The sequence below is a fragment of the Endozoicomonas elysicola genome, from assembly GCF_000710775.1.
Lineage (GTDB): Bacteria > Pseudomonadota > Gammaproteobacteria > Pseudomonadales > Endozoicomonadaceae > Endozoicomonas > Endozoicomonas elysicola.
Window position 1 is genome coordinate 1,774,351 of record NZ_JOJP01000001.1, and the last position, 25,254, is coordinate 1,799,604.

22 protein-coding genes and 1 riboswitch are annotated in these 25,254 nt (G+C 46.6%); of the genes, 12 read left to right on the forward strand and 10 right to left on the reverse strand.

Annotated elements, in window-relative coordinates; all coding sequences use genetic code 11:
- Positions 1-117: 117 nt before the first annotated feature.
- The 4 genes from GV64_RS07470 to GV64_RS07485 all read left to right on the forward strand — a co-directional run bounded on the left by GV64_RS07470 (position 118) and on the right by GV64_RS07485 (position 5,894).
- Positions 118-1,605, forward strand: a complete 1,488-nt coding sequence (locus tag GV64_RS07470; protein WP_236632925.1) for a cobyric acid synthase — start codon at positions 118-120, stop codon at positions 1,603-1,605.
- Between the two features lie 138 nt (positions 1,606-1,743).
- Complete coding sequence (locus tag GV64_RS07475; protein ID WP_020580723.1) at positions 1,744-2,358, forward strand: cob(I)yrinic acid a,c-diamide adenosyltransferase; 615 nt, start codon at positions 1,744-1,746, stop codon at positions 2,356-2,358.
- Positions 2,359-2,465: 107 nt separating this feature from the next.
- A riboswitch (cobalamin riboswitch) is annotated at positions 2,466-2,642 on the forward strand.
- Positions 2,643-2,947: 305 nt separating this feature from the next.
- Positions 2,948-3,964, forward strand: a complete 1,017-nt coding sequence (locus GV64_RS07480; protein WP_081622012.1) for a cobalamin-binding protein — start codon at positions 2,948-2,950, stop codon at positions 3,962-3,964.
- A 58-nt stretch (positions 3,965-4,022) separates the two neighbouring features.
- Positions 4,023-5,894 carry a TonB-dependent receptor domain-containing protein gene (locus tag GV64_RS07485; RefSeq protein ID WP_020580720.1) on the forward strand — a complete coding sequence of 624 codons (1,872 nt, stop codon included), beginning with the start codon at positions 4,023-4,025 and terminating at the stop codon, positions 5,892-5,894.
- Positions 5,895-5,933: 39 nt separating this feature from the next.
- Here GV64_RS07485 and GV64_RS07490 read toward each other — a convergent pair whose 3' ends face one another.
- Positions 5,934-6,917, reverse strand: coding sequence for a hypothetical protein (locus GV64_RS07490; RefSeq protein WP_020580719.1), 984 nt, complete (start codon positions 6,915-6,917; stop codon positions 5,934-5,936).
- 95 nt (positions 6,918-7,012) lie between these two features.
- On the opposite strand from GV64_RS07490, the gene GV64_RS07495 reads away from it, so the two are divergent.
- Positions 7,013-7,570: a hypothetical protein gene (locus GV64_RS07495; RefSeq protein ID WP_020580718.1), complete on the forward strand. Its 558-nt coding sequence runs from the start codon at positions 7,013-7,015 to the stop codon at positions 7,568-7,570.
- A 79-nt stretch (positions 7,571-7,649) separates the two neighbouring features.
- On the opposite strand, the gene GV64_RS07500 is transcribed toward GV64_RS07495, so the two are convergent.
- The 3 genes from GV64_RS07500 to GV64_RS07510 form a co-directional block, all read right to left on the reverse strand.
- Positions 7,650-10,742: an efflux RND transporter permease subunit gene (locus tag GV64_RS07500; protein ID WP_020580717.1), complete on the reverse strand. Its 3,093-nt coding sequence runs from the start codon at positions 10,740-10,742 to the stop codon at positions 7,650-7,652.
- 3 nt (positions 10,743-10,745) lie between these two features.
- Complete coding sequence (locus GV64_RS07505; RefSeq protein WP_020580716.1) at positions 10,746-11,801, reverse strand: efflux RND transporter periplasmic adaptor subunit; 1,056 nt, start codon at positions 11,799-11,801, stop codon at positions 10,746-10,748.
- A 142-nt stretch (positions 11,802-11,943) separates the two neighbouring features.
- On the reverse strand, positions 11,944-12,660 hold the full coding sequence (locus GV64_RS07510; RefSeq protein ID WP_020580715.1) for a TetR/AcrR family transcriptional regulator: 717 nt from the start codon (positions 12,658-12,660) through the stop codon (positions 11,944-11,946).
- Positions 12,661-12,902: 242 nt separating this feature from the next.
- Between GV64_RS07510 and GV64_RS07515 the strand changes: the two genes are divergently transcribed.
- Entirely contained in the window at positions 12,903-13,841 is a 939-nt protein-coding gene (locus GV64_RS07515; protein WP_160171775.1) for a CNNM domain-containing protein, read from the forward strand.
- Positions 13,842-13,865: 24 nt separating this feature from the next.
- On the opposite strand, the gene GV64_RS07520 is transcribed toward GV64_RS07515, so the two are convergent.
- Together GV64_RS07520 and GV64_RS07525 are read right to left on the reverse strand one after the other, a co-directional pair.
- Positions 13,866-14,537 carry a Dph6-related ATP pyrophosphatase gene (locus GV64_RS07520; protein WP_020580713.1) on the reverse strand — a complete coding sequence of 224 codons (672 nt, stop codon included), beginning with the start codon at positions 14,535-14,537 and terminating at the stop codon, positions 13,866-13,868.
- A 14-nt stretch (positions 14,538-14,551) separates the two neighbouring features.
- Positions 14,552-15,340, reverse strand: coding sequence for a sulfite exporter TauE/SafE family protein (locus tag GV64_RS07525; protein ID WP_020580712.1), 789 nt, complete (start codon positions 15,338-15,340; stop codon positions 14,552-14,554).
- 147 nt (positions 15,341-15,487) lie between these two features.
- Between GV64_RS07525 and GV64_RS07530 the strand changes: the two genes are divergently transcribed.
- The 5 genes from GV64_RS07530 to GV64_RS07550 all read left to right on the forward strand — a co-directional run bounded on the left by GV64_RS07530 (position 15,488) and on the right by GV64_RS07550 (position 19,424).
- Entirely contained in the window at positions 15,488-16,726 is a 1,239-nt protein-coding gene (locus GV64_RS07530) for an FAD-dependent oxidoreductase (protein ID WP_020580711.1), read from the forward strand.
- Complete coding sequence (locus GV64_RS07535; protein ID WP_020580710.1) at positions 16,723-17,556, forward strand: aldo/keto reductase; 834 nt, start codon at positions 16,723-16,725, stop codon at positions 17,554-17,556. The genes GV64_RS07530 and GV64_RS07535 overlap by 4 nt, the downstream gene beginning before the upstream one ends.
- A 32-nt stretch (positions 17,557-17,588) precedes the next feature.
- A complete protein-coding gene (locus tag GV64_RS07540; RefSeq protein ID WP_020580709.1) occupies positions 17,589-18,170 on the forward strand; it encodes an isochorismatase family cysteine hydrolase in 582 nt (193 codons plus the stop codon).
- A 255-nt stretch (positions 18,171-18,425) separates the two neighbouring features.
- On the forward strand, positions 18,426-19,193 hold the full coding sequence (locus GV64_RS07545; protein WP_152553960.1) for a hypothetical protein: 768 nt from the start codon (positions 18,426-18,428) through the stop codon (positions 19,191-19,193).
- A 36-nt stretch (positions 19,194-19,229) separates the two neighbouring features.
- Entirely contained in the window at positions 19,230-19,424 is a 195-nt protein-coding gene (locus GV64_RS07550; RefSeq protein WP_020580707.1) for a DUF1127 domain-containing protein, read from the forward strand.
- A 7-nt stretch (positions 19,425-19,431) separates the two neighbouring features.
- Here GV64_RS07550 and GV64_RS07555 read toward each other — a convergent pair whose 3' ends face one another.
- From GV64_RS07555 to mscL, 4 genes are all read right to left on the reverse strand, one after another.
- Complete coding sequence (locus tag GV64_RS07555; protein WP_152553961.1) at positions 19,432-20,784, reverse strand: phosphatidylinositol-specific phospholipase C domain-containing protein; 1,353 nt, start codon at positions 20,782-20,784, stop codon at positions 19,432-19,434.
- A gap of 79 nt (positions 20,785-20,863) precedes the next feature.
- A complete protein-coding gene (locus GV64_RS24650; protein ID WP_152553962.1) occupies positions 20,864-21,058 on the reverse strand; it encodes a hypothetical protein in 195 nt (64 codons plus the stop codon).
- A gap of 151 nt (positions 21,059-21,209) precedes the next feature.
- The gene (gene hldE / locus GV64_RS07560) at positions 21,210-22,652 is read right to left on the reverse strand and encodes a bifunctional D-glycero-beta-D-manno-heptose-7-phosphate kinase/D-glycero-beta-D-manno-heptose 1-phosphate adenylyltransferase HldE (protein ID WP_020580705.1); all 1,443 of its coding nucleotides are present in this window, start codon (positions 22,650-22,652) and stop codon (positions 21,210-21,212) included.
- A gap of 279 nt (positions 22,653-22,931) precedes the next feature.
- Positions 22,932-23,411, reverse strand: a complete 480-nt coding sequence (gene mscL, locus GV64_RS07565) for a large conductance mechanosensitive channel protein MscL (protein WP_020580704.1) — start codon at positions 23,409-23,411, stop codon at positions 22,932-22,934.
- A 98-nt stretch (positions 23,412-23,509) separates the two neighbouring features.
- On the opposite strand from mscL, the gene GV64_RS07570 reads away from it, so the two are divergent.
- Positions 23,510-25,246, forward strand: a complete 1,737-nt coding sequence (locus GV64_RS07570; RefSeq protein WP_152553963.1) for a hypothetical protein — start codon at positions 23,510-23,512, stop codon at positions 25,244-25,246.
- Positions 25,247-25,254 lie beyond the last annotated feature (8 nt).

The following is a 25,254-nucleotide window of genomic DNA, read 5'->3' on the forward strand; positions in this document are numbered from 1 at the left end:
TTTAGATAGCAGGCATAACAATTAGTTCTTCGAATGTTTGAAGCTTTTTTTCCTCTCAACTTTTCTGCCCGTATAATGCCGCTCATTTACTTTTCTAAACAGGCTGGGACTCCCGTTATGAGCAGCGTTATGGGCAGCAACTCTACACACACGCTGATGGTGCAGGGCACGACCAGTGATGCAGGCAAAAGTGCGTTAGTGGCAGGTCTCTGCCGGGTTTTCAGGCGTCACGGACTCTCTGTAGCCCCCTTTAAACCCCAGAATATGGCGTTGAACAGCGCCGTTACTGAAGACGGTGGTGAGATTGGCCGCGCCCAGGCGCTTCAGGCCGCTGCTGCTGGGTTAGAGCCCCATACTGATATGAACCCGGTGTTGCTGAAACCGAACAGTGACATTGGTGCCCAGGTGATTGTGAATGGTCGCTCTATTGGCGAAATGGATGCAACCCAATACCACGCCTACAAGCCTGAAGTGATGGAAGCCATTATGCGCTCCTGGCAGCGGCTACAGAGCCATTATCAAACCGTACTGGTAGAAGGTGCGGGTAGCCCAGCAGAAATCAACCTGCGGGAAGGCGATGTGGCTAATATGGGCTTTGCAGAAAAAGCAGATTGCCCGGTGATTATTATTGCGGATATCGATAAGGGCGGTGTCTTTGCCCATCTGTACGGTACGTTGGCATTGTTGTCTGAGTCCGAACAGGCGCGAGTAAAAGGATTTGTTATTAATCGTTTTCGAGGTGATGTGAAGCTGTTGGAGCCCGGTTTGAGATGGCTGGAAGAAAAGACAGGTAAGCCTGTACTGGGTGTTTTGCCTTATCTTCATGGCTTACACCTTGAAGCGGAAGATGCTGTCATTTCTCACCAGCATGTAGAGGAGGGGCAAAAGGTTCTGAAAGTTGCGGTTCCCATTTTAACCCGTACCAGTAATCACACAGACTTTGACCCTCTTCGCCTTCACCCCGAAGTGGACGTTCACTTTATCGGAAAAGGACAGTCTATACCTGAATGTGATCTGGTCATTATTCCCGGCACCAAAAACACTAGAACCGACCTTGAGTTCCTCAAAGAGAACGGCTGGGGTCAGGATATCCTTCGACATCTGCGCTATGGCGGCAAACTGATGGGCATCTGCGGTGGATATCAGATGCTGGGTAAGGCTGTGCATGACCCAGATGGTATTGAAGGCATGGCCGGAAGCTCTGATGCTTTAGGTCTGTTGGACCTGGAAACCACCATGATTCGTGAGAAAACGCTCACACGCGTTAGTGGGGTTATGCAACTGCCGGGTCAAGACCCTGTTCCTGTCACAGGCTATGAGATTCATGCAGGTGTTACAAAAGGGCCAGCGATGAATCACCCATTAATCAGACTCGATCAGGAAGTGGATGGTGTAATGTCTGAAGATGGTCAGATATTTGGTACCTATCTGCACGGCGTGTTTGAAGAGCCTGATGCCTGTACGGCTATTTTGCGATGGGCTGGGTTGAAGGACGCTTCAAGAATTGATTATCGCCTGTTGCGGGAAGAGGGTATTAACCGTATGGCGGACGCTATCGAAGAAAGTCTCGATATGAGACAAATCTTCGAGCTGTGCGGTGTTTAATAATATCTAAATGACTATTGTCGTATTTTGTTAACCACAGAGACCACAAAGAGCACAAAGAAAGAAAAGCACTTCTTCGTGCCCTTTGTGGTCTCTGTGGTTCAAAGTATGTACCAGCTACCAAGAAGAATCCGAGAAATGACTGAAAAAAAAGGCTATAGACTTACCCGCATCTACACCCGTACCGGTGATAAAGGTACAACCCGTATTGGCGATGGACAACAGTTGCCAAAGTCCCACCCGAGGATACATGCCATTGGCTCTGTGGATGAAACCAACAGCTGGCTGGGCATGTTGATCCATTCCCTCAAGCAGGAGAGTGAGGTTACGGTAGACCAGCTGAAGCAAATTCAGGATATCCAGCATCGTATGTTTGATGTGGGTGGTGAACTGGCCATGCCGGGCTATCAGCTGATCCAGGAAGAGCACACAAAAGCGATTGAAGCGCTGATTGATGAGCTGAATGAACCACTGCCACCTTTGAAGAACTTCACGCTGCCTGGCGGCGGTCAGTCTGCCTGTCACTGTCATATGGCCAGAACCGTATCCCGCAGGGCAGAAAGACATGTCATTGAATTGAATGATGTGCTTCAGGAGAGCGGAGAAAAGGTCAATGAGCCACTGCTTAAGTTTGTTAACCGCTTATCAGATCTGATGTATGTGCTTGGTCGCCATTGTGCACTTAAGGATGAAGGCGAAGTGCTTTGGCAAGCATCGGAGAAAAGTAAAATCACTGACCAGGATCAAAAATAAGTACAGGAAATCGACAAGTCCCTAGTGATTTAAGACGAATGTTTGGTTAGTATTGCGAAACTTTGTAAGGGTTACGTCAGTGATAGGTATGAATCACGACGCTTTTGACCACTCATCGTTGATGAAGTTTATGAGTCAAAAGAGGGAACAGGGTGAGAAACCCTGACTGTACCCGCAACTGTAATGGAAGAGTTCTCAGCAATATACGTCACTGGTTATACCGGGAAGACTGCTGAGAATGATGACGCCAGAGTCAGGAAACCTGCCTTTGCAAAGCCCAAGATGGGAGCCTGCCGGACTTACCACTGACCTACTGCGAAAAAGTCGGGTTTGGCCATTTTTTATGCTGCTTTTCGTTGAATAGAACCACTATTCGCCTCAAATCAGCATAAAAAATGACTCAAACCGGACTTTCTCTCGCTACGGTCGGCTAAGCCCGACAGGCTCCCGAGCAGCCTGTATATGCGGGCGCAAACCGGGCGGGTAACCTGGCGGCTGGGAACACATCTCCTTTTACACTGTACTTTTCTGAATAAAGTCCAGTGGCCGCGTGTGCCGCCCTGAGTATTGGTTGTGACTCAGGGACACCATGAAAACACATTCCTTGCAATACAAGACACTGAAGAGCAGGCTGCCCAGGGTAATGCTGGTCGTGGCTATGGCGTTGGCCAATGCTGTTTCGTTTCTTTTCAGTACTGCTCAGGGCAGTGAGTCTGACAGCCAGTATTGTGTGACAGACATGAGTGACCGCTCTGTCTGCTTGAATACCCGTACACCCAAAATAATCAGCCTGTCACCGGGCTCTACAGAATTACTGTTTGCTGCTGGCGCTGGTTCGCGCGTTATTGCAGTTGATAAGCACAGCGATTATCCCGAATCGGTTAAACAGTTACCCAATGTGGGTGGCTACCCCAACGTCAATGTTGAAGCCATTGTTGCTATGAAGCCTGACCTGGTGGTGGTATGGACGGCAGGAAATTCTCAGAAAGTGATACGTCAACTGGAGTCTTTGGGCGTCAAAACTTTTCATATCGATGTTGTGGATTTTGCAGGTATTGAGCAGGCCATCCAGAGTCTCGGGCAAGTCGCGGGCACAGAAAAAGAAGCAAACCGGGTTGTTGATGATTTTTCTACGCAGTTGAAGGCGTTGCAGAACAATTATGGCCAGCGTGAGCCCGTTTCGGTGTTCTTTGAAATCTGGCGCTCTCCATTGATGACTGTTGGCAGTGGCCAGGTTATTGATGATGTTATCTCTCTATGTGGTGGTCAGAATATATACGGCGATATTTCTGAACGTATTCCAAAAATCGGTATCGAATCTATGATTACTCGTGATCCACAGGTGATTATTGGTTCTGATCCGAGAGGTGATACACCGGAAACACGGAAGGATTTGATGGACTACTGGAGCCAGTGGCAAAACCTGCAGGCAGTAAAGAGCCATCAATTGTTTTCAGTACCCAGTGATCTGATTGCCAGACCAACGCCCAGGATTCTGGAAGGGGCAGAGATGATCTGTCATCAGTTGCAAACTGTACGCTCAGAGGCAAGCCATTCTGAATATGTGGCTTCCCAGATACCACTTCATCAAGAGAGCCCATTCTGAAAAGACGGGCTCCTGCAAATTTTTAAGACCATTCGCTTACGGTAAGGATGTAAACAAAATGTCGTTCAATCAGCGTTCCATTTTTGCACGCACGGGGCTTTCTGTGGCTGTTGCAATGTCCATTATGAGTTCTGTTGCCCTGGCAGAGGAAGTTTATGACCTGGGAGAGATTGTTGTTACTGCAGCAAGAACCTCTCAAACGGTCGACGAAACGCTGGCTCCTGTAACTGTGATTAACCGTAAACAGATTGAGCGTGCTCAAGCGACAACGGTTGTTGAATTGCTTAATCAGTCCGCTCCCGGGGTTCAAGTGTCTTCTAATGGTGGTCCTGGAAGTAAATCAGGTGTTTACATGCGTGGCACTAAAACTGCCCAGACGTTGATCCTGATGAATGGCCAGAAAATCAATATGGCAAGCACTGGTGAATCACCACTTGAATATATTGATCCTGACCAGATTGAACGGATTGAAATCGTACGTGGTCCCCGTTCTACACTCTATGGAGCGGATGCTGTCGGTGGTGTCATCAATATCATAACAAGAAAAGGTTCGGGGGATCCGAAACTGACGATTAAAGCCGGTGGTGGAAGTCATGGGACTGGCGAATATGGCTTGAATTTTGGTGGTGAGACGGATGGAACCCGTTATAACTTTGGTACTCGCCTATATGAAACTCAAGGGTATGACCGGACCATTACAAAAGTTGGTAATGATGGCGACGATGATGCCTACCGTAATAAGTCTTTTTCAGGAAATGTATCCAGAGCATTTGAAAATGGAATAGAAGCAGGCGTTAACTTTCTCCACTCTGAAGGTAAATCGGAGTATGACGTTAATTCATCGGGCTCAACTCAGGGATATCCAATTAATTATTTTGAAGTATCCAATATCAATAGCTATCTGTCGTTTGCTTTAAGTGATATCTGGGATAGCCGATTGGAAGCGGGCTTTCAAAGAGATCATCGTAATGACGAAGGCCCGAGAGCGAGCCACTCTACCAACAAGCGATACTCATTCAGCTGGATCAATGATCTGGGGTGGGCAGATAATCAGCTGTTAACCACAGGTGTTGATTACTCGAATGACACCTATGAAGGTACCAGTGCCTATGTTGTGAATGAACGTTACAACACCGGTATCTTTGCCCAGAACCTGACCTCTTTTGAAAGCAGTGACCTGCAGTTGGGTGGGCGTTATGATGAGAATGAGGCTTTTGGTGGCGAGTTTACCGGCAATGCATCCTGGGGCTTTAACCTGCCTAAAGATTTGAGGCTGGTGGCCTCTTACGGTACAGCTTTCAGGGCACCAACCTTTGCCGATATGTACGCTGACTCTACCTGGTCGGCACCTAATCCTGACCTGAAACCTGAGACGGCAAAAAACGCTGAGCTGGAGTTAAGGGGCGTGTTTGGTGACCAGAGCCGTTGGTCTGTCAATATCTACCAGAATGATATGGACGATATGCTCAACTCTGCTCCTCGAAGTGATGGTAAGTGGCAAACGGTTAACGTTGATAAAGCTCGTATCCGAGGCGTTGAGTTTGAAGTTGGCACCCATTATGCCGGTTGGGATATCAATACTAATTTAACTTATGTTGATCCTGAAAACCGATCTGGAGCCAACAGTGGTAAAAAGCTCCACTACAGAGCCCAGCAGATGGCGGCTCTGAATATGGATAAAGACTTTGGTCGCTGGTCTCTGGGTGGGACCTTCCGGGCTCAGGGTAAAACCTGGGTAGATACTGCCAATACTGCACAGCTGCCTGGTTTTGGCACCTTTGATCTCAGGGCTTCGGTTGAGCTGACTCCTCAGCTGGAAACCCAGTTCAAGGTGGTCAATCTGCTGGATAAGAACTATCAGCCAGTTAAGGGTTATCAGGGCGAGCCAAGAGGGGTGTTTGCGACCTTTGTTTGGTCTCCTAAGCTGTAAGGTTTTGCAGGGTAGCCCCTTCCCTTGTTTTCAATTTACCTAAAACAAGGGAAGGTAATCTGGCTCTTGAGAGCCTCTTTCCTGAACACATAGTTGTAGTGCCATATACATTAAGGTCAGAAGACTTCTTAATTCACCATTTGCCAAAATGCTTTCGATTTTGCTTTGTGCATCAGAGCTGTTGGGTAGCTGAGTTAATTCAGCTAAGTCTTTAGTTTTATATGCCTCATCCAGCCTTTGAGTAGTTAATGTGTCATGTAATAGTTGCTGGAATCTTATATTCAAGGAATCTATGTGTACCTGCTCTTCAGAGCTCCTGCGAATAAAATCAGATATAAATGATTTGGCAGTTTGGTTGTAAGCGATGGTTAGATATCTTCGGGGGTTATTTATCTTTATAGGAGAGCCGCCTTGTAGAGTAAATGGAGAACAATTATCTGAAAGAGGCTTGGTAAGGTCGCTTCTTTTGAGTTCGGATAACATCTCTTCTAACTTCATTTCAGCAAGGCTCTTATCTGCAGAGCCTAATGGAATAGCATCGCTTCTTTTAGGTGTTCGTATTTCACATTCTGTGAAGAGCCGATTTGTCTGCGTGGCCACTGTTTGAGAGGTCACTGTCTGTTGATGATTATTCTCTGTTTGTGTGCTCATCGTTGCGGTTTTTGTTGCTGATGGTGATACCTTGCTGAGAGTAAGTGTACTAGTTGCCTGATAAAGGTTGCCCATGGATTGGCAGTGCTGCATTCTGCTCCGGCTATCAGTAACTCTGAAAGGGGTTGGCTGCGTTAGAGTTATATTTGCCATTCGACGGGGCTTTTCATTATCCACCAATGGTTTCACTGTTTCTCTTGCTGTTTGTTCCGAAGCGTTAATATAGGGTTTACAAGACTGAACGTCCTTAGTTATTCGTTGAAACGCCATTGAGACTGAGCTTTTATTGGCAGAGACGGGTGAGCGTGGCAGATCATCCGTCGATTTTGAAAATGACATGTTGTGATTTGATAAACCCATTCGCTCTGCCATAAAGACTTCCTGATAGTGGTCAGCGTATTTTGTAGACCGGGTGATTACTATTTGGGTTCTGTAAACATTTAAGTATCCTGATTTTGGGTGTCAAAATGACTTTGAAATACTCCGGTGATATCCGTGAGCTCTGCTACCCCTTTATCTACGAAGACTCCCCCCTGTGTGATTATGAAATTATCACTGATGAACTGTGCGCCACACTAGGCGGAGTTATCAGTGAGCTCGAAGGGGATGAACGGTTTGCCGATATTTATGATTTTCTGGATAAACTGCAGCCCAGGATTTTCCATATGAATGGCTCGGTTCGGGGAAAACAGGCCATCTTTGAAGAGCAGATTCAGTGGCTGGCTGGTTATTTTGATCAATACCAGAAAGAGATTGAAGGGCAGCTGCATGGTTTCGTGCTTCCCAGGGGAGGTCGACCAGTACAGTTGCTGCACAGTTGTCGTTCACTTTCTAAGAAGGCTGTCAGAGCCTTGGTCAAGGTAGATGCTCACGGAGTTGAGGTGCCGGATGAGTTGCACCGGTTTGGCAATATGCTCTGTAACCTGTTTTTCCGGTTAACCGTGGTGATTAATCGCCGGTTAGGTATTGTTGAGCCAGAGTATCAGAGTTTGAGTTATAACCTGAAGCCCCCTTCCAGAAAATAGGCCGGTTTTCCAGTGAAACCAGCATCAATCTAAAGGTCGGCTCCCCTGAGCGGGGAGCCGACCTTTAGTGACATGTGTATTAATGGTGTCCGATCTTACGGTAATCAAAACCCTTGAAGTTAATCTTGTACAGCAGTGAATAGATCACCGGCAGTACAACCAGCGTCAGTACGGTGGCAAAGCCAAGGCCAAAAATAATAGTCACTGCCATGGATTTGAAAAAGGCATCAAACAGCAGAGGGATCATTCCCAGCATGGTGGTCAGCGCTGCCATGCATACTGGGCGTAGACGGCTGACGGATGCGTGGAATATTGCTTCATGTTCTTCCCAGCCTTCTTCAAGTTCCAGTTTGATCTGTTCCACCAGAACAATGCCGTTTTTGATCAACATGCCTGACAGGCTCAGTAGTCCCAGCAACCCCATAAAGCTGAATGGTGTATTGAGCACTAATAAGCCGGTAACAACACCAATCAGTGCCAGGGGAACGGTGGCCCAGATGGCTAATGGCTGTCGTATGGTATTGAACAGAAATACAGTGATTAGAAACATCGCCAGATACCCCATGGGGATAGACGCAAACGTCGCGTTCTGTGCATCGGTGGAGAGTTCATAAGCGCCGCCCCATTCCAGTGTATAGCCCTCTGGTAATGGAATGGCTTCAATATTGGTACGAACTTTTCGGAACACACTGTCGGTGGTCTCATCGCTCATCAGGTCAGGGTCTGCCATGACCGAGAGCATTCGCTTGCGATCTCTGCGTATAATCAGGGGGTTTTCCCACTCGGTATCAAAGCTGGAAATTGCCTGAGTGATGGGTACATAGCTGTTGTAATCCGCACTCCATACCTGCAGGTCGGTGATACTGTCAGCATTGAGGCGCTCTGTTTCAGGGGAACGAACAATCAATGGCATCAATTGGCTGCCTTCGCGATAGATTCCTACCTGACGACCAGTGAAGTTAACCAGCAGTGCATCGTCAAGGGCCTGCTTTGATATACCACTGCGACGGGCGCTGGCTTCATCAAGGTGGGGACGGACAAGACTTACCTGATTGCGCCAGCCATGTCGTATATTGGTTGCTGTTGGCTCATTTCGAAGCACCGTCATTGCCTGTACAGCGAGTGATCGCAACACCTCAGGATCCTCTCCATAGAAACGGGCTTCGATTTCTGCCGGTGCCGCGGGGCCGTTTTGCATCAGCTTGATGCGGTATTCGACATCACTGAACTGTTCATCCAGTACGATTTCCAGTGGAGGGATTAGTGTGTTGATTGCCTCCAGGCTTTCAGCCTCGATAATCAGTTGGCCGTAGCTGGTGTACTGTTTTTCAGGCTGATAAGGCAGAATAAAACGTTGTGCGCCCATACCAATAACAGAGGTGACGTTGCTGACGCCTGGCATGGAGAGTACCTGCTGCTCAAAGCGTGCTAGTTCAGATTCAGTTGCCCTGATATCACTGCCTTCCGGCATCCAGAAATCAACGAAAAAGATGGGAGTATTAGAAGGAGGAAAGAACACATTCTTCACAAAACCAAAACTTAAAATCGCCAGAACCAGTGCCAGCAGGGTGAGTCCCAGAGTGACAGGACGATGTTTCAGAGAAAAATTCAACAGCTGTTTGTAAAGGGTAAACAGTGCGCCCTGATAAGGGTCTACCGAAAAGGTTTCCTGATTCTCTGTGGCCTTTTCATATTTTTTGAACAGAATGTTGCAGAAGAAGGGAGTCAGTGTGATGGCTGTGATCCAGCTCAACATCAGAGAAATCAGCAATACCTGAAACAGGGAGAGACAGAACTCACCCGTGGCATCATCGGATAAACCAATGGGGGCAAAGGCCATTATGGCAATAACCGTCGCGCCCAATAATGGCCACTGGTTCTGACTGACTACCCGCTTTGCTGCCTCCAGTCGGGTTTGCCCTCTTTGAAGACCAACCTGAATACCCTCAGTAACCACGATGGCGTTATCCACCAGCATGCCCAGGGCAATAATCAGCGCTCCCAGGGAGATCATTTCCAGGTCTATACCCAGAACCTTCATGACTATAAAGGTGCCAGAGATGGTCAGTAGTAAGACGGCACCCATTAACAGACCGGCACGAACACCCATGGCCAGCAATAAGACGACAATAACAATAACGATGGCTTCAGCCAGGTTAATCAGAAACCCATTGACTGATTCTGAGACAGTGGCCGGCTGATCGTAGACGGTAGTAAGTTCGATACCTACAGGTTGTTCTGAGGTCAACTCACTCAGACGATTGCGAACCCGTTCACCAACATCCACGACATTGACGCCGGAGGCAAATGAAACGCCCAGAGATAGTGCAGGGTGGCTGTTAGAGGTATAGAGCGTGTCGGGTGTTTCATCATAGCTCCGGCGAACAGAGGCAATATCACCCAGGCGAACCAGTTGTGTACTGCCGGGAGGGCTGATGATCAGCTGCTCCAGTTCCCTGACATTCCTGAATTCACCGGTGGGGTGAATGCGAATGGAGCGCCCGTCAACCAGCATATTACCGGCATTAGAAACCACATTCTGATTCTGGATCAGGGAAAAAATCCAGGCGGGATCAATGCCCAGGTTGGCCAGTTTGGCCTGGGACATTTCCACAACCACCTGCTCCTGACGGGCGCCGGCAATAGATACTTTCTTAACTCCGTCTACCAGGACTAATTCACGCTTTAGATAGTCTGCATAATTTTCAAGATCTCTGGAGGTATAACCATCGCCCGTGATGTTGAACAACATGCCGAATACATCGCTAAAATCATCAACGACAACAGACGGATAAACACCAGGAGGCAGGCTGCTCTGGGCATCATTAATCTTTCGTCTCAGCTCATCCCATATCTGTGGCAACTGGCTGGATGGGTATTGCTCTTTCAGTTCCACCATAATCTGGGAGCGACCATTGCTGCTGATGGAGTCGATAACCTTTACATACTCCAGCTGCTGTATTGCTTCTTCCAGTGGCAGGGTCGCCTCTTCTTCCACCTGCTCTGGTGAAGCACCCGGGTAGTGGGTGATCACCATGGCCTGCTTAATGGTGAATTCAGGAAACTCCAGCTGGCCAAGTCCAAAAAATGAAACCGCACCGCCCACCAGCAGGATGACAACAAACATCCAGCTGATGACTCGATGGGAAATAGAGTATTCCGCAATATTCATGGCTTACAGTCCCCGTTCCTTACGCAGCGGTTTTACGGTCATGCCATCAACCAGCTGACTCAGGCCTGCGGTGACAATTTGATCGCCCGGATTGATGCCGGACATTATCTGTACACCCGCTTCTGTTATGCGGCCTGCAGAAACTTCTATGGGATGAACCTGTTTGGTTGATGGGTCAAATCGCCAGACAACGGTCTTATTGTTGGCATCGTCTTTGGCAATGGCAGAGATAGGAACCAGAACATAGCCGGGTTGTTCTCCTGTATTGATCACCTGAGCAAGGTCAATAATGACGGTTGCCGTCATACCTGGAAGAATATTCATATTGGCAGGAGCAGTTCGGGTAAAGATCACCTCATAACTCTGGGTTCCCGGCGTCACACGGGTAGCATGCTCTTTATAGCTGACAGGAAACTCTTTGCCTGGCGCACCTGGAAAGGTGGCCATCGGCTTATAGTCATGGTTGACGGTTTTCTTGTTAACATGAGAAACAATGCTTTCCGGAATCTGAATACTGATGTCCAGTCGATCACTGCTCTGTAGAATCAATACGGGTTGTTGGGCCTGAACCTGCTGGTGGGCTTCTGCCAGTGTCTGGGCGACCCGGCCACTGAATGGTGCTGTCAGTGTCGTATAGGCAAGTTTATCCCGGCTGAGTTTAAGTGCCGCTTCAGCTGATTTCAGTTTGGCGCTGGCAGTGTCAAAACTGGATTGAGAAACCACTTTCTTTTTGAGCAAAGAGTTAGCCCGCTCAAACTCGACCTTGGCCAGCTCATAGTTGGCTTGGCGATCCTGTAACTCATTACGAATATCCCGATCATCGAGATAAGCAAGTACCTGCCCCTCAATAACATCATCCCCCTGATTGACTTCAATTCGATCGATCTGGCCGGGTATACGGAAAGAAATTTCTGCTTCTTCCGTCGCCGTTACTTTGCCGGGAAAGTATCGCAATTGTTGTTGCTGGGGGTCTTTTATCTCAAACAGTTTTACGGGCCTGATGACTTCTTCATGCTCAGTTTGCTCTTGGTCACAACCTGTCAGCAGGCTGAATGCCATGAATATCACCACGGTTATGGATGATCGGGTCGATGGAAGAAAGTGCATTCTGGTGTAGCTCCAAACTAATACAATAAAAGCACGCCTACATCATTGTCTTGATGTTTAAAGAGTGCTTGGAATAAATAAACTCTGGCAGGTTTTACTGATCTGTAAATCTGGCAACCGTTTGTTCTGCCTTGATTTTGCTGTTGGCAATCGTTGATTCTGAGAACGGTTCCTGCCAGCCCCAGCCCTGCAGGTATTTGGCAAGATTAGTGGTCAGCAACCCGAATCCGTTGTCTTTTTGCAAAGAGGGTTGTTTCAGTCCAAAACCGGACACGCTGATCTGGAATAAGCCTTCACCTAAACTCCAGATTCCCATAAGGATGTCGGTTAGGGCATCGGCTTTATTCTCTTCTGAAATGGTCGGGTTTTCTGTCATGAGCTCAATAATGAGTGACTCAACAAGCTGACTAATTGTTTGGTAGATGTCGTCCAGTGCCCGGGCCCGTTCTGCGGATGCGCGTTGCCAGATGTCGGGAGTCATGGCCAGCTGACGAAGAAAATAGTGGTGAGGTTGCTGGGCATCACACAACCAGATTGCCATATTCAGGATGAGCAGACGTTCCATCGGAGGAGAGGGGCTATGAATCACCTGATCAAAAACAGATGCAATGGTTTTCGAAATATGGATGGCGCAACCCAGAAGTAAATCCTCTTTACTCGAGAAGTGTGAATACACGGTTCCCATGGAAAATTGAGCATGCTTGGCAACCTCTGACATCTTCAGGTCCATAAAACCCTTTTCCTGAAGTAAGGTCAGGGTTGCCTGAATGATGGCAGCTTCTCTTTGTGTCCGTTTTTCAGATGCAGACATGTTGGATAACCGAGGGTTTCAGGGAAGTTGAAAGAAGAATAAAGCATATTTAAATATCAGTCGAATAATATTCGAATATTATTTTTGATTGAGTAAAGATTGAAGCGTACGGTAAATAAAGGAGAAAAATAGTCGAAAACAAAGGATTACAGGGGTTCTGTTTTCATGTTAACGGGCACAAAATAAGTGCTGTTAACGCTTCTATGACTCTCCTGCTGATTGCTGTTTTTCTGGAGGTATGGATGCTATTGGTTGTATTTTTTGCGTGCTTCATCGTTGCGATTACCGCTTTTTTATCCCTTCTTGAGTCTTCAGTGGTTTCGATTGATGAGCTGAAACTGGTGACTATTCTATACAGGAAACCGCGTAATCAGGATTCCATTCAGATGGTTTTTAAGAAGAAGAGAGAGCATCTCTCCGCCATCGTTCTGTTGAGTACACTGGTCAGTATTTCAGGAAGTACATTGCTCGGTGCTATGGCGGCAAAAGAGTTTAATGACCTGTGGATGGCTGTTTTTACGGCGTTGCTTGCCTATTTTATGTTGGTGTTTGCCAAGGTGTTGCCTAAACTGCTGGCCGTGCAAATAGCTGAGAAGGTGGTGGTTCAGTGGTCACCACTGATTCGAGTGATTTACAGGCTGACAAAGTATGTATTGCTACTGGCGTTGTTCTGGACTCGAATTCTTCCACGCCATACAGAAGAGACTCGTAGCAGTGATGATCTACGAAGTATTATTAAGCATTACAATAAGCGAGGCGTTATTGGTAAGCCTCAGCGAAAACTGGCCGAAGCCGCGTTGAATTCTCACGAAAAAGTGTTGTCAGAGCTGGTTGAAAACTCCATGCCTGCGGTTTGTCTGGCTTCAGAGGCAACCGTTGCTTCTGTAGAAGATACGATGCGTTTATACCCCAGTAAGCGTTATGTTGTCCTGAAAGACAGCCAGCCTGTAGGCATTGTGCTCTATCGACACCTGGCCCGTTGTCTGGTGAACAGTGAAGCTGGTATGACGGTTGGTGAGTTAATGAGAAAAACCATCAGGCTCACTCCGGAAACCTCTTTGCATGAAGCAATGACAGAGCTCCATGAGACCCGTGCCTCTATTATTCTGTTATTGGGTGATACGGTAGAACAGACTCGAGTTATCACTGCCAAAAAGCTTTATCGAGCCTTACTTCGCTGAATGTTGTTGGTATCAAGCCATCCATCAGGTGGTGGCAATGTCTAACTGGGTATAACCCCACTCATCTTCGATGATGCCTCGCGTTTCTACTGCAAGACGCTTATGAAAGTGCGGCGCATTAATCACCAGGGTATGGAATTCGCCATCTTCACCGGTTGGACAAACTTCTTGTTGTTGAATCAGCCTTACAATCTCTGGCGTCAGGACTTTACCCAGCAGGCTGCGATCCAGTTTTTCAGCTTTCAGGCTGACAATCATGGTTTCAAAACCGTTTGCAAACATGTCTTTCAACAGCTGTTCTCTCGAGTAATGCCAGAGAGGGAAATGAGGCGTAACTCCGGTATCGATCAGAATCTTTTCATACCAGTCCCGGTGAGCCTGCAAGTCAATATCACCAAACGTCAGCTGAAAGGTATTAAAGGTGTTTTTAACGTCCTGAAGTGCTGCTTTTAAACCCGCTTCATATTCCCCAACGTTGGCCTTCCCAAAGATAATGGGGAGTTGCATGCAGGTAGCCTGCGCTTCCAGCACTTCTCTATTCAGGCCGTGTGCACTGGTCTGATCTTTATCACCTTTGAGCATGGTCAGCAGGCAGGTTGGGGTAAACCCCATCTGGATCGACTGCCAGAGCGCAAAGCAGGCATCTTTACCGCCACTCCATGAGGTGCAGAAATTATTTTCAGAGGTTATAGACATAGTATCAGGGGGCTCTACAGCAAAATTGCGATGCCGATGCACAGCAGGTAAATGTAAAAGATATTCTGGATTACCTTAATGCTGACGTTTTTTGCCAGCTTCAGCCCGATCGGTGGGAAGGTGGCCATCGTGATTGAGATGATCAGAAACGCAGGCAGGTACACATAGCCCAGCATCAGGTTTGAACCAGTATGCCCTGACTGAAGACCGGAAAAAATGTAGCCTGCACTGCCAATAATGGCATAAGGAACCGCCAGCATCAGATTGGTACCGAGAACGGTTCTGTGGTCGGAGTATCGGGATAGAAAAGGGATCATCAGAATTCCCAGTGCAATACCGGCTAATCCACTCAGTGTTGAGCTGATAATACTCACAATCACAATAAGCACAGGCTCTATCGGTTTTGTAACTTCTTGATGAGATCTGAAGCTTTTGGTCAGTTTATAAACGGCAATAAATAGAATTAATAACCCGATATACCACCTCAGCCAGTGAACGGATAAAGCACCTGCTAACTGAGGCGCAATAATGGCTCCTGCAATGACACCTGGCAGGCACAGCTTGATCAAATGTACGTCATACAGTTGTGATTTTTTGTAGCTGAGAGCACCAGATGCACTGCCGATGATCAAGGTAGCCATGCAGGTGGCAATGGCAACCTGCAGTGAAATCGCTTCGGGAAAGAGCGTTGGAAAAATAAGGGAAAGAACAGGCAGGATAGCCAGACTGCTGCCACTGCCCAAAGCACCGATAATAATGCCGCCAAGTGCACCTGTTAACAGGTATACGACATAAATAAGCATTACGTTCCCTCTTACTGCCCGGGTTCGAAAATTGTCAAAAAGGAAGGGCTGGCACGATATTCTAACCGCTACAGCCTGACTATTAATACGGTGAGCTATGTTATAATTCCGCCCATTTCAGGTCATCTCAGATAGTTGAACTCTCTTATGTCTCAAACTGTTGAAGCCGATGTGGTGGTGATTGGCGGTGGTATTGCCGGTCTCTGGTTATTTCGCACGTTGAATACTCTGGGTTATAGAACCTTGTTGCTGGAGCAGGACTCTCTGGGCGGTGGTCAGACCATCAAGTCTCAGGGCATTGTTCATGGGGGTACCAAATACACCCTGACCGGCCAGCTTACCAATGCTTCCCAGGCCATTGCCGGGATGCCGGAGCGTTGGCGTAATGCCTTGGCTGGAAAGGGGGAAGAGAGGGACCCGGATCTCCGTTCGGCTCGCATTCTGTCTGAATACCATTATCTATGGTCGCCAGGTGATATCGGTTCACGAATGACCTCTTTCTTTGCCAGCAAGGCGCTGAGAGGACGGGTAGATGCATTAACCAAAGAGCAGTTTCCGGCCATTTTCAAGCATAATGGTTTCCGCGGGAAGGTATATCAGCTCAATGAAATTGTTCTGGATATCGCTACCGTTACTCAAGCTCTGGTCAACGGCCTGAAAGATAAAACGATTAAAGTGGACTGGAGTGAACAGGGTAATGCCAGGCTCAATAAGGATAGTCAGGGAAATATAGATTCCATTGAGCTGACAGAAGCGAATGGTGAGAATGTTTTGCTGAAAGCCAGCCGCTATGTACTGGCATCAGGTGAGGGAACTGAGGCGCTTTTGAATACCTGGGGTATCAATGATCCAAAAATGCAGGTACGTCCCCTACAGATGGTGATGGTTCGTCATGACCATCCTGAACCTATCTATGCACATTGCCTCGGTACAACACCGCTTCCGAGAATTACCGTTACCAGCCATCCCGATAACGATGGGAAGTGGGTGTGGTATCTCGGTGGTGGCATTGCTGAGGATGGGGTCAAGCAGTCAGCTGAGGCATTGATTGCAACGGCGAAAAAAGAGATGAAAGCGTTATTGCCCTGGGTAGACCTTGATCAGGCGGAGTGGGACACACTTCGGGTCAACCGTGCAGAACCCAAACAGAACCGTTTGCTGCGCCCTGATGCTGCATTCTGTCAGCCTGTTGCCAATGGCATTGTGACATGGCCAACCAAGCTGGCTCTTGCGCCCAACCTTTCAGATGAAGTTATTCGACTGTTGCAGGAAGACAATATTCGTCCAGCGGGTGATGAAAATTTCTCGATTCCTGAAGGATTTTCCCGACCTGAAATTTGTCCAAACTTCTGGCAAGGGCATTTTGAAGAGGGCAAAGCGTCATGACTCAGTATCTTGGAAGAAAGCGAATAGCGGGTACTGATCTTGAAGTATCGCCATTGGGTTTTGGCACGGTTAAGTTTGGTCGGGATCAGGGAGTAAAATACCCGGAACATTTTACGATTCCTGATGACCGTGAAATGCTAAATCTGCTTGCTCTGGCACAAGACCTGGGAATGAACCTGCTGGATACTGCGCCAGCCTATGGTATCAGTGAAGAGCGTCTTGGTCAGCTGTTTGCCAGACATAAAGGACTCCGTGAACAGTGGGTCATCTGCAGCAAAGTCGGTGAAGAGTTTGTCACTCTTGAAAATGGTCAGGGAGAATCTTTTTTTGATTTCTCTGAGCAGCATATCCGGTTTAGTGTTGAGCGAAGTCTGAAGCGCCTGAATACCGATGTGATTGAATTGATGCTGGTTCATTCCAATGGTGATGATGCCAATATCATTGAGCAGTCGGGCTGTTTGGAAGTGCTGGCTGATCTGAAAAGAGAAGGGAAGATCCTCGCTACAGGTATGTCTACAAAAACGGTAGAGGGTGGCGTTCTGGCGCTGAAACACTCCGACGTTGCCATGGTGACCTATAACCTGAACGAACAGGGTGAAAAGCCGGTATTGGACTACGCGTTAGAACATGGGAAAGGCATCTTTATCAAGAAGGCGTTTGCCAGTGGTCATGCTTGCCTGTCTGGCCATCTTGCTAATGAGAATCGGGTTCTGGAAAGTATGAAACTGGTTTTTTCACACCCTGCCGTTTCTTCAGCTATTGTTGGGACCATCAATCCCGCACATATGCAACAGAATGTAGAGGCGTGTCTGGAGGCCTGTCGGACTTAAGGTGACCCAGGGGCTTCTATAGGGAGACTCCCATGCAAAATGCTCTGGTGGTTATCGACTATATTAATGATCTCGTCCACCCGGATGCCAAACGAAGGATGTATGCGCGGCAGGTGTCTGAAAATCAGGTGTTGGCTCAGGTAAATAAGGCTATTTCCTGGGCCAGAAAAACATCCACGCTGGTTGTCTTTGTGAAGGTTGGCTTTTCTCCGGACTATCGTGACCTGCCAACCAACTCTCCATTTTTTTCATCACTGGCTGAGGCAGGTGCTCTTCGCCTGGGAAGATGGGGGACGGAGTTTCATGAGGAGCTGGATGTGCAGCCTGATGACCTTATTGTGATTAAACCCCGTATTAATCCTTTTTACAGCACTCGCCTGGAAGCAATTCTCCGGGCAGCAAAGGTGACAGACATTTATTTCAGTGGTGTTGGTACCACCTGGGCAGTACAGTCTGCGGTCAGAACAGCTCATGATCTGGATTACACGGTTTACGTGATCAGTGATGCCTGTGCAGCAGCTTCGGAAGAAGAACACCTGCAATCACTGACTACTCTATCCCATTTATCAACACTCTGTACGGCTAATGAATTAAAAGCATCATTTGTACGCTGATTTTGTTGTTAATCGAGTGGAGTGATTTGCCTAAATTGATGCTCGTTTTCGCCGATAGCTGATGTTCTCTAACGAATACTAAATCAGAGTTCATTCATCAAATCAGTGTTGTTCGTTGCTATGTCTATATTTAAAGCGTATCGGTTTCTTGTTATTTGTATTTTACTGACGGCATTCTCCCAAGCGGAAGCTGAATCTGCTCTTATGGATTTTAATAATGCTTTTAGAGAAATTTACGCGAGCACGCGTACGGAAATGGCGAAGCAGTATAAGCCATTGATTGTCGCAAGCCCGTTTTCACTGAATCTAATTGGTAATGAAGCTAATGAAAACAGGCAGTATGTATTTTCATCAGCAGCCTATACGAACTTGAAATCTGTAAGCCATATTCCATTAACCATCTATGTATTGCTGGTTACGGAAGAGGGTCGGCAGCTACCCGAGAATAAAAAAAAGGAACTAAAACGATTAATAACACTCATAAAACGTGTCGGAATAGATCTTCCCAACCTTGGATTTACTGAACAGCAATTGATAAAGCAACAGGCACTGACTCAGATGAGTCTGGACTTTGCCCGGAAAATACTGTCGGGCGTAGTAGTAGACTCAAATAAATTAACCCGCTTTGTCAGAAACAGCCGGACCATCATTGATACCAATGTCCATGATGCGGCAGTAGCCCAGATCGACTGGCTTCATCAGGTCGTAAAGCCTTGGTATGACAGCCTTTCAGGTTCTGAAAAAAAAGCTCTCAAAGTTCTGATTCTTGCTCCAAAAGAGCCTCGGGACGGGAATTTAATGACGCAGTACTTCTCCCGACTGCTTGGTGTGAAAGGGGAAGGGATGAATATTGTCTATGCAGAAAATGTATTTGATGCAGAAGTCGGGATGAATGTGTTGGGTACTTTCCTTTTAGACACACAGATTGGTCGTGGTTTTTTTGATGATTCATGGCGAATGCATGAAGATTTGCTGTCCCATGCGGCCAGGGAGTATATCCAAACATTGCAGTTTGGACTCTGAATTTATCGTTCTGGTGGTTAAGAAAAGGAGGTGGTGATGAAAGGTGGCTCAATGGCTGGTGCAAAAGCTATTTCTTATTTAACAAGGTTCAAGAAACAATACCAACTCTGGCAGTTTCGCGCAGAAGGTCGAAGAAATCTGGCAAAAATGGATGCAAGACTGCTTAAGGATATTGGCTTAACGGAGTCAGATCGCCTCAGGGAGATTTCAAAGCCATTCTGGAAAGATTAAACTCCAGTCAGAAAGATTGATGAGATATATTCATTATATTCTCACGCATACAGGCTGAATAAATATAGTCATCCTCCGGAAAGTCCACAGTCACTATATTCACCCTGTTGCTGTTTGTACGGGCAGCATTTGCAGCGTACCGTAAAAAACCAGATGGATAACGCAGTGTTCTGGCAAATGCTCGCAGGCTGGAGGGCTGCCCGGGTATCGCACCCTGTTTTAGATCACTCGGACTTTCTGTCATTGTCATCTGTGTAATATGAAGTTGATTGTTGTTCCGATGCTCAAGATTACTGACAATGCTTTCCAGTAACGGGTAAGGACGGTTTTTATTATGCCACAGACTGGTCAGGGTTTCGGTTGTCGACCATCCCGAGAATACCGGAGAATGAAGCGTTGACACGACAATAACCTGATATCCGCTGTTCTGGAACTGCTGGATACTGGTTGAGGGTAATATGCTTGCAGGAGCAATGCTACTACCAAAGTTTTCAAATAAAACCTGAAATAACTCATCAATATCATCCTGCGTCATTCCAAAGGGTTGATGGATATGAAACATGATGATTTCTCTCGGATTTTCATTTAGAAATCGCCTGATATCAATGACGATATCAGCAATTGACGCACCTGCAAGACCATGAACGGTTACCAGCTGGCCATTTATTTTTCTGGGGCGTATATCAAGATAGCGAATACCTGCGGATAATTGCTGATAAGTGTTTAGCCCTTGGGTGACTGCCCACCACCGAACCAGTTCTTTAAATGGTGTGAATAGATAGCTCTCAGCATAATAGTCAAATAGTTTCTTCAAGCTTTCCCACATGTAAGGATCTTCTTCTGAGAAGGTCGTAATGTCGTAGCTGCCACTGTCATGTGTGCCCGGAATACAGATTTGATTAAGAGGCGTATCACTATTTTTATAGAGTTCAGTCATCCATTGATTGGGTTGTGGAAACTGGTCGTTAGCATCAAAATCCTGAACAAGATTGATTCCATAGAGTTCGCTGATTCGTCCGGATTTGCCAAACTCAACACGAATTCCTTTTAATAATGAGGCTGGGAAGGCTTTTCTGAAACTCCACTTTTTAAAGAAGCGGGACTCATGAATGATCAGCTGTTCTTCCGGCTTGATATTACGACACCACTTCTGACCACGCTTCAAATTCATGGGTTTTCCATTGACAGGAAAAACGGTTTTCTCATTTCTCTCAATGGTAATACCTATACCGACATTACTCGCGACGGCAGAGTATGCGCTGGAGAGCTGGTTATCCAAACAGTATTGATCTGCTTGAAGCCCATAAGTTGATAATGTTGTTCCCATCAAAATCAGGGAAGCGATCCATCGTGCCGGCACGGGTATTTTCTCAAGCAAGGGTTGATAGATATATCGACCCTTACTAAGTCCAGTTAATGTGTACTTTTTGTTTGAATGGTTAGGGGGCGTTATCAACTGGCCATACAACCAGTTGGTCATACAAGCACTTAGGCAATACCCAAAGGGCATAAAGGTGAACGGCGCAGGACATGGTAGTTCCCTGTTCAAGACGTTCAACGCGGCATGAGTGCTTGTATGACCAACCCGAAGGACCACCCATGATTTGCGCCATACCGCGTTGCTCGCTGCTCATGTGGACAACCACACTGCGCAGCTCGTGCCTAGTCTGACGCAAATCATGGGTGGCTGGTTGTATGTCCAGTTGGTAACGCCCCCTAGGATAGTAGAAGAGACGAGGACCTGCATAACGAGATGTAGCAGGCCTTCAAAAAGGGGCGTGATAATCAGGCGGGCTGTGCTTCCTTTTCATCGCGGATTTTATCCACAATGGCTGTCGTTGAGCAGTTGTCCAGGAAGGCCAATACTTTTACTTCACCACCGTATTCGTGAACAATAGGCGCACCAACGACTTGATCCAGAGAGTAGTCGCCACCTTTGACCAGAACATCAGGCTTGATAGTTCGAATCAGATCTTCCGGCGTGTCCTCATCAAAACTGACGACCCAGTCGACAGCTTCCAAACCTGCCAGAACCGCCATTCGACGATCAACTGGATTAATCGGGCGGCCTTCACCCTTCAGCCGAGTGACTGATTCATCACCATTGATTGCAAGGATAAGGCGGTCGCCTTGTTTGCGAGCCTGCTCAAGGTAGCCCACATGACCGGCATGGAGAATATCAAAGCAGCCATTGGTAAATACGACTTTTTCACCGTGTGCACGGGCATCTTCAACCGCAACCATCAATTGTTCCGGAGAAACTGCACCACGCTCAGCACCAAGCTCGCGATTAACTTCACGTCTCAGTTCCGGCATGGAAACACTGGCGGTACCTAATTTGGCCACAACAATGCCCGCAGCAATATTGGCCAGACCTGCAGCTTGAGGCATCCCGCAACCGGCTGCTAATGAGGCTGCAAGAACGGAAATGACCGTATCCCCTGCGCCAGTGACATCAAATACTTCTCTGGCTCTTGCAGGGAAGTGGACTTCAGGTTCATTTTGACGAATCAGCGTCATGCCATGCTCACTGCGAGTGATAAGCAGTGCTCCAAGCTCCAGATCTTTTAATAATTGCTGACCCTTGCTAACCAGTTCTTCCTCACTGCGGCAGGGACCAACAATGGTTTCGAACTCTTTTAGATTGGGGGTGATTACTGTGGCGCCGCGATACCTCTCGAAACTGGTGCCTTTTGGGTCAACCAGAACCGGAATATTGTGAGATCGTGCAAGACGAATCAGTTGCTGGCAACCCTGAAGCGTCCCTTTTCCATAATCTGAAAGTACAATAGCGCCCAGGTTCTGGATCAGCTGTATTGCTTTCTCTTCAATAACATCAGGGCTCAGACCATCAAAGGCTTCTTCATGGTCCAGACGAATCAATTGCTGATGCTGAGAAATAACACGTAACTTGGTGATGGTTGGAACACCGGGAATTCGTGCAAAACTGCAATAAATACCTGCGGCTTCGAGGCGGGTCTGGAGCGCATCTGCTGCTTCATCATCACCGGTTGCCCCAATAACCCATGCAGGTGCACCCAGCGTTGCAATATTGAGTGCGACGTTGCCAGCTCCGCCAGGGCGGTCTTCTATCTGCCCAACTTTGACTACAGGTACCGGAGCTTCCGGTGAAATCCGGGAAGTGGCACCATGCCAGTATCGATCCAGCATGATATCGCCAATGACAAGAACTTTGGCCAGATCAAAACGGGGGATAGTCAGTTTCATCAATGATGTCCAGTCAGCTTAATGACAGTTTCTTACCATATCACAGCCGTGCGATAACCACCCTCAAGTCAGTTGACGGGTATTTTTTGAAAAGACTGAGTAGCACACAGGTACACCTTGAGTTGCTTGTTTAACCTTTTCTAAAAACAGTACGGCTGTTTCATGGCAAAGGCGGCATTTTATCATAGATGGTTTTTACTGCGTAAGTAACGCGGGGGAGTAATGTAATCATCAGGCTTTATGCGGATTTTCTTTCATCCGCCCACCTGACTGGAAAATCTAGACATTATCTTTAGTAAGGGTAGATGTACAAAAAGCGCATCGGGTAGCGTCTTTATGAACCTGGCTAAAGCAATGATCACACTGTTTGGTTTGCTTCCCTTCCTTTACGTCTTCAGCCTTTTCTTCGTCCTGGCGGAGGTGGTTTATACCTTTAACCATCAGAAAGGCGAACCAGGAAACGATAAGGAAGCTGATAATACTGTTCAGTAGTAACCCATAACTCAAAGTGACAGCACCGTCCTGATTGGCATCCTGAAGGGTGACATAAGGAGAGCCTTCACTGCCTTCCTTAAGAACCAGAAACAGGTCTGCCAGATCGACACCGCTGGTCAGCAGTCCAAAAACAGGCGCAATGATATTGCTGACCAGACTTGACGTGATGGTTGCAAAGGCACCGCCGACCACGATACCGATGGCCATATCCAGTACATTACCTTTCAGGGCAAACTTTTTGTATTCAGAAATGATTCTTTTCATTGCGTTGTTTTAAGGTCAGATTTCTTTTTAACTCGGCTCTTCTATTATTGTTCTTTAACTTTTTTATTTATTTGAATGGACTTTGAGATTGTTTTCTAATGGCTAATCTATCTGCAAGCTCACCAATGTATTTTACAAAACCTGCCAGTGTGCAGTTTAAGCCGGCAACCGATGCTGAAATCTCAATGAAACCACTGTGCACCTCCTGTGGAGTTAATGAGGGTGATGGTTTTAGCCGGAAAATTAGATTATGGGATGGCAGAATAGCTGGACGATTTTATCATGTTGACTGTGCTGAAAATATGTGTAGCGAACAACTCGATATTAGTAAAAGAAAAGTGAAAGAAATGGAGGAGAATGGCAGGACTTTAGCAGCCAGAAATAGTGAGTTTTTTAAAGGGGAGCGAGTGGTAGAGGGGGGTATTGAAGTACATATTGATACTAGAAGAACTTATCACTCTCATCAGGCAATAGAGATAGGTCTGGTAGCACAAAAACGATTGCACTGGAGTGGGCAAGTTTATGCTGAGCCAATGCAGTCACAAGTTGAGATGTATCATCGATTGCTTGATGAGGTTGCTTATTTAAAAGTCGACAGAGCAGATATAGAAGAAATTAATTTTTGGATGAAAAAACTGGAAGAGGGCCCTGAATCTCTAGAGGTCTTAGATAACTTATTTAATTGTGCAAAAAGTATTTATTCGGTAAATTCTGGTAACCTGAAGCTAAGGACACTGTGCCTTAAAACATTTCAGCTGGTTGGATCTTTTTATTGTGAAAAATCTCGTTGTTTTCCAGATCGATACGCTAGTTCGGCTGTTGAGGCATTTACATTTTGTATGCGGGATTGGCATTTGATGCAAGAAGACTATAAAGAACAAGTAGAAAAAAGGAAGTTCGACTTGGAATATCCAGTTCACAAAGAAGTGGCCAGCTTTGTTGGGAGTGATAAAGAGCGGTTTCAATTATATAAAAGACTGGAACAGGGAATAACAGTAGTATTGGAAAACCTTGAGAAAGAACAAAAATCAAATAGAGAAAGGTTGGTTGATGAAAAAAATAAAATTGCTGAAAGCTATGCTGAGCTAAAGAGGCTTGAAATATATGGAACACACCTTAAAGAGATCGTTCATTTTTTGCGGATAGTAAGAGAAGGAAATGCTAAAGCAGATAACTATTTATCGTTGGGTGACTTATCAAGAAATATAGAGGGCTTTGTAAAAGTTAGTGAACATGCGAGGGCGCTCTATGGTGCGGCTCAGTTTGAAATAGGTAAGTTTTATGTGGTACAAGCCAAACATCATCCCGACATGTATTTGGGCAAGGTAATGGAAGTTTGTAGAGCCTGTAAGTGCGTTGGATTGGAGGGCATTCATGATAACTTGCTAGAAGCGCTTGAGAATGTTGGGCTAGAGTTGACTGAAGAAGTATGGCGTGAAGTAACGCAAAAGAAAAAAATAGAGTATAAATTTGATGAAATTATTGGTTGTACTGATCCTCATGAACTTAAACAATGCAGAGGAAATTTGAAATTAGTTGCTCAACTTTTGGAATCCGTCAGAGGAGGAGAGGAGACGCCTGAAAATTATTCGAGTTTGGTTGGTTTGGTGAGGAGGATTGAGGGATTTGTAAAAAAAAATGAGCATATTAAAGAGCTTTATGTTGCAGCTCAGTTGGCCGTCGGTGAGTATTATTTAGAACAGTCTCGACTACATCCTGATTTACCTCCGTCTATTTATTTAGATAAGGCTGTGGAAGGTTTAAAAGCCTGTAAACGTCTTGGTGTTGAGGGGGTTGAGGATCTGTGGAGGGACGCTAACGCGTTGAAGCCTTAATGTTAAAA

What these genes read in the sequence shown, in the direction of transcription:
- GV64_RS07470 (WP_236632925.1), top strand. Translation starts at nt 118, where the DNA reads ATGAGCAGCGTTATGGGCAGCAACTCTACACACACGCTGATGGTGCAG.
- GV64_RS07475 (WP_020580723.1), top strand. Translation starts at nt 1,744, where the DNA reads ATGACTGAAAAAAAAGGCTATAGACTTACCCGCATCTACACCCGTACC.
- GV64_RS07480 (WP_081622012.1), top strand. Translation starts at nt 2,948, where the DNA reads ATGAAAACACATTCCTTGCAATACAAGACACTGAAGAGCAGGCTGCCC.
- GV64_RS07485 (WP_020580720.1), top strand. Translation starts at nt 4,023, where the DNA reads ATGTCGTTCAATCAGCGTTCCATTTTTGCACGCACGGGGCTTTCTGTG.
- GV64_RS07490 (WP_020580719.1), bottom strand. Translation starts at nt 6,917, where the DNA reads ATGGCAGAGCGAATGGGTTTATCAAATCACAACATGTCATTTTCAAAA.
- GV64_RS07495 (WP_020580718.1), top strand. Translation starts at nt 7,013, where the DNA reads ATGACTTTGAAATACTCCGGTGATATCCGTGAGCTCTGCTACCCCTTT.
- GV64_RS07500 (WP_020580717.1), bottom strand. Translation starts at nt 10,742, where the DNA reads ATGAATATTGCGGAATACTCTATTTCCCATCGAGTCATCAGCTGGATG.
- GV64_RS07505 (WP_020580716.1), bottom strand. Translation starts at nt 11,801, where the DNA reads ATGGCATTCAGCCTGCTGACAGGTTGTGACCAAGAGCAAACTGAGCAT.
- GV64_RS07510 (WP_020580715.1), bottom strand. Translation starts at nt 12,660, where the DNA reads ATGTCTGCATCTGAAAAACGGACACAAAGAGAAGCTGCCATCATTCAG.
- GV64_RS07515 (WP_160171775.1), top strand. Translation starts at nt 12,903, where the DNA reads ATGCTATTGGTTGTATTTTTTGCGTGCTTCATCGTTGCGATTACCGCT.
- GV64_RS07520 (WP_020580713.1), bottom strand. Translation starts at nt 14,537, where the DNA reads ATGTCTATAACCTCTGAAAATAATTTCTGCACCTCATGGAGTGGCGGT.
- GV64_RS07525 (WP_020580712.1), bottom strand. Translation starts at nt 15,340, where the DNA reads ATGCTTATTTATGTCGTATACCTGTTAACAGGTGCACTTGGCGGCATT.
- GV64_RS07530 (WP_020580711.1), top strand. Translation starts at nt 15,488, where the DNA reads ATGTCTCAAACTGTTGAAGCCGATGTGGTGGTGATTGGCGGTGGTATT.
- GV64_RS07535 (WP_020580710.1), top strand. Translation starts at nt 16,723, where the DNA reads ATGACTCAGTATCTTGGAAGAAAGCGAATAGCGGGTACTGATCTTGAA.
- GV64_RS07540 (WP_020580709.1), top strand. Translation starts at nt 17,589, where the DNA reads ATGCAAAATGCTCTGGTGGTTATCGACTATATTAATGATCTCGTCCAC.
- GV64_RS07545 (WP_152553960.1), top strand. Translation starts at nt 18,426, where the DNA reads ATGGCGAAGCAGTATAAGCCATTGATTGTCGCAAGCCCGTTTTCACTG.
- GV64_RS07550 (WP_020580707.1), top strand. Translation starts at nt 19,230, where the DNA reads ATGAAAGGTGGCTCAATGGCTGGTGCAAAAGCTATTTCTTATTTAACA.
- GV64_RS24650 (WP_152553962.1), bottom strand. Translation starts at nt 21,058, where the DNA reads ATGAGCAGCGAGCAACGCGGTATGGCGCAAATCATGGGTGGTCCTTCG.
- hldE (WP_020580705.1), bottom strand. Translation starts at nt 22,652, where the DNA reads ATGAAACTGACTATCCCCCGTTTTGATCTGGCCAAAGTTCTTGTCATT.
- mscL (WP_020580704.1), bottom strand. Translation starts at nt 23,411, where the DNA reads ATGAAAAGAATCATTTCTGAATACAAAAAGTTTGCCCTGAAAGGTAAT.
- GV64_RS07570 (WP_152553963.1), top strand. Translation starts at nt 23,510, where the DNA reads ATGGCTAATCTATCTGCAAGCTCACCAATGTATTTTACAAAACCTGCC.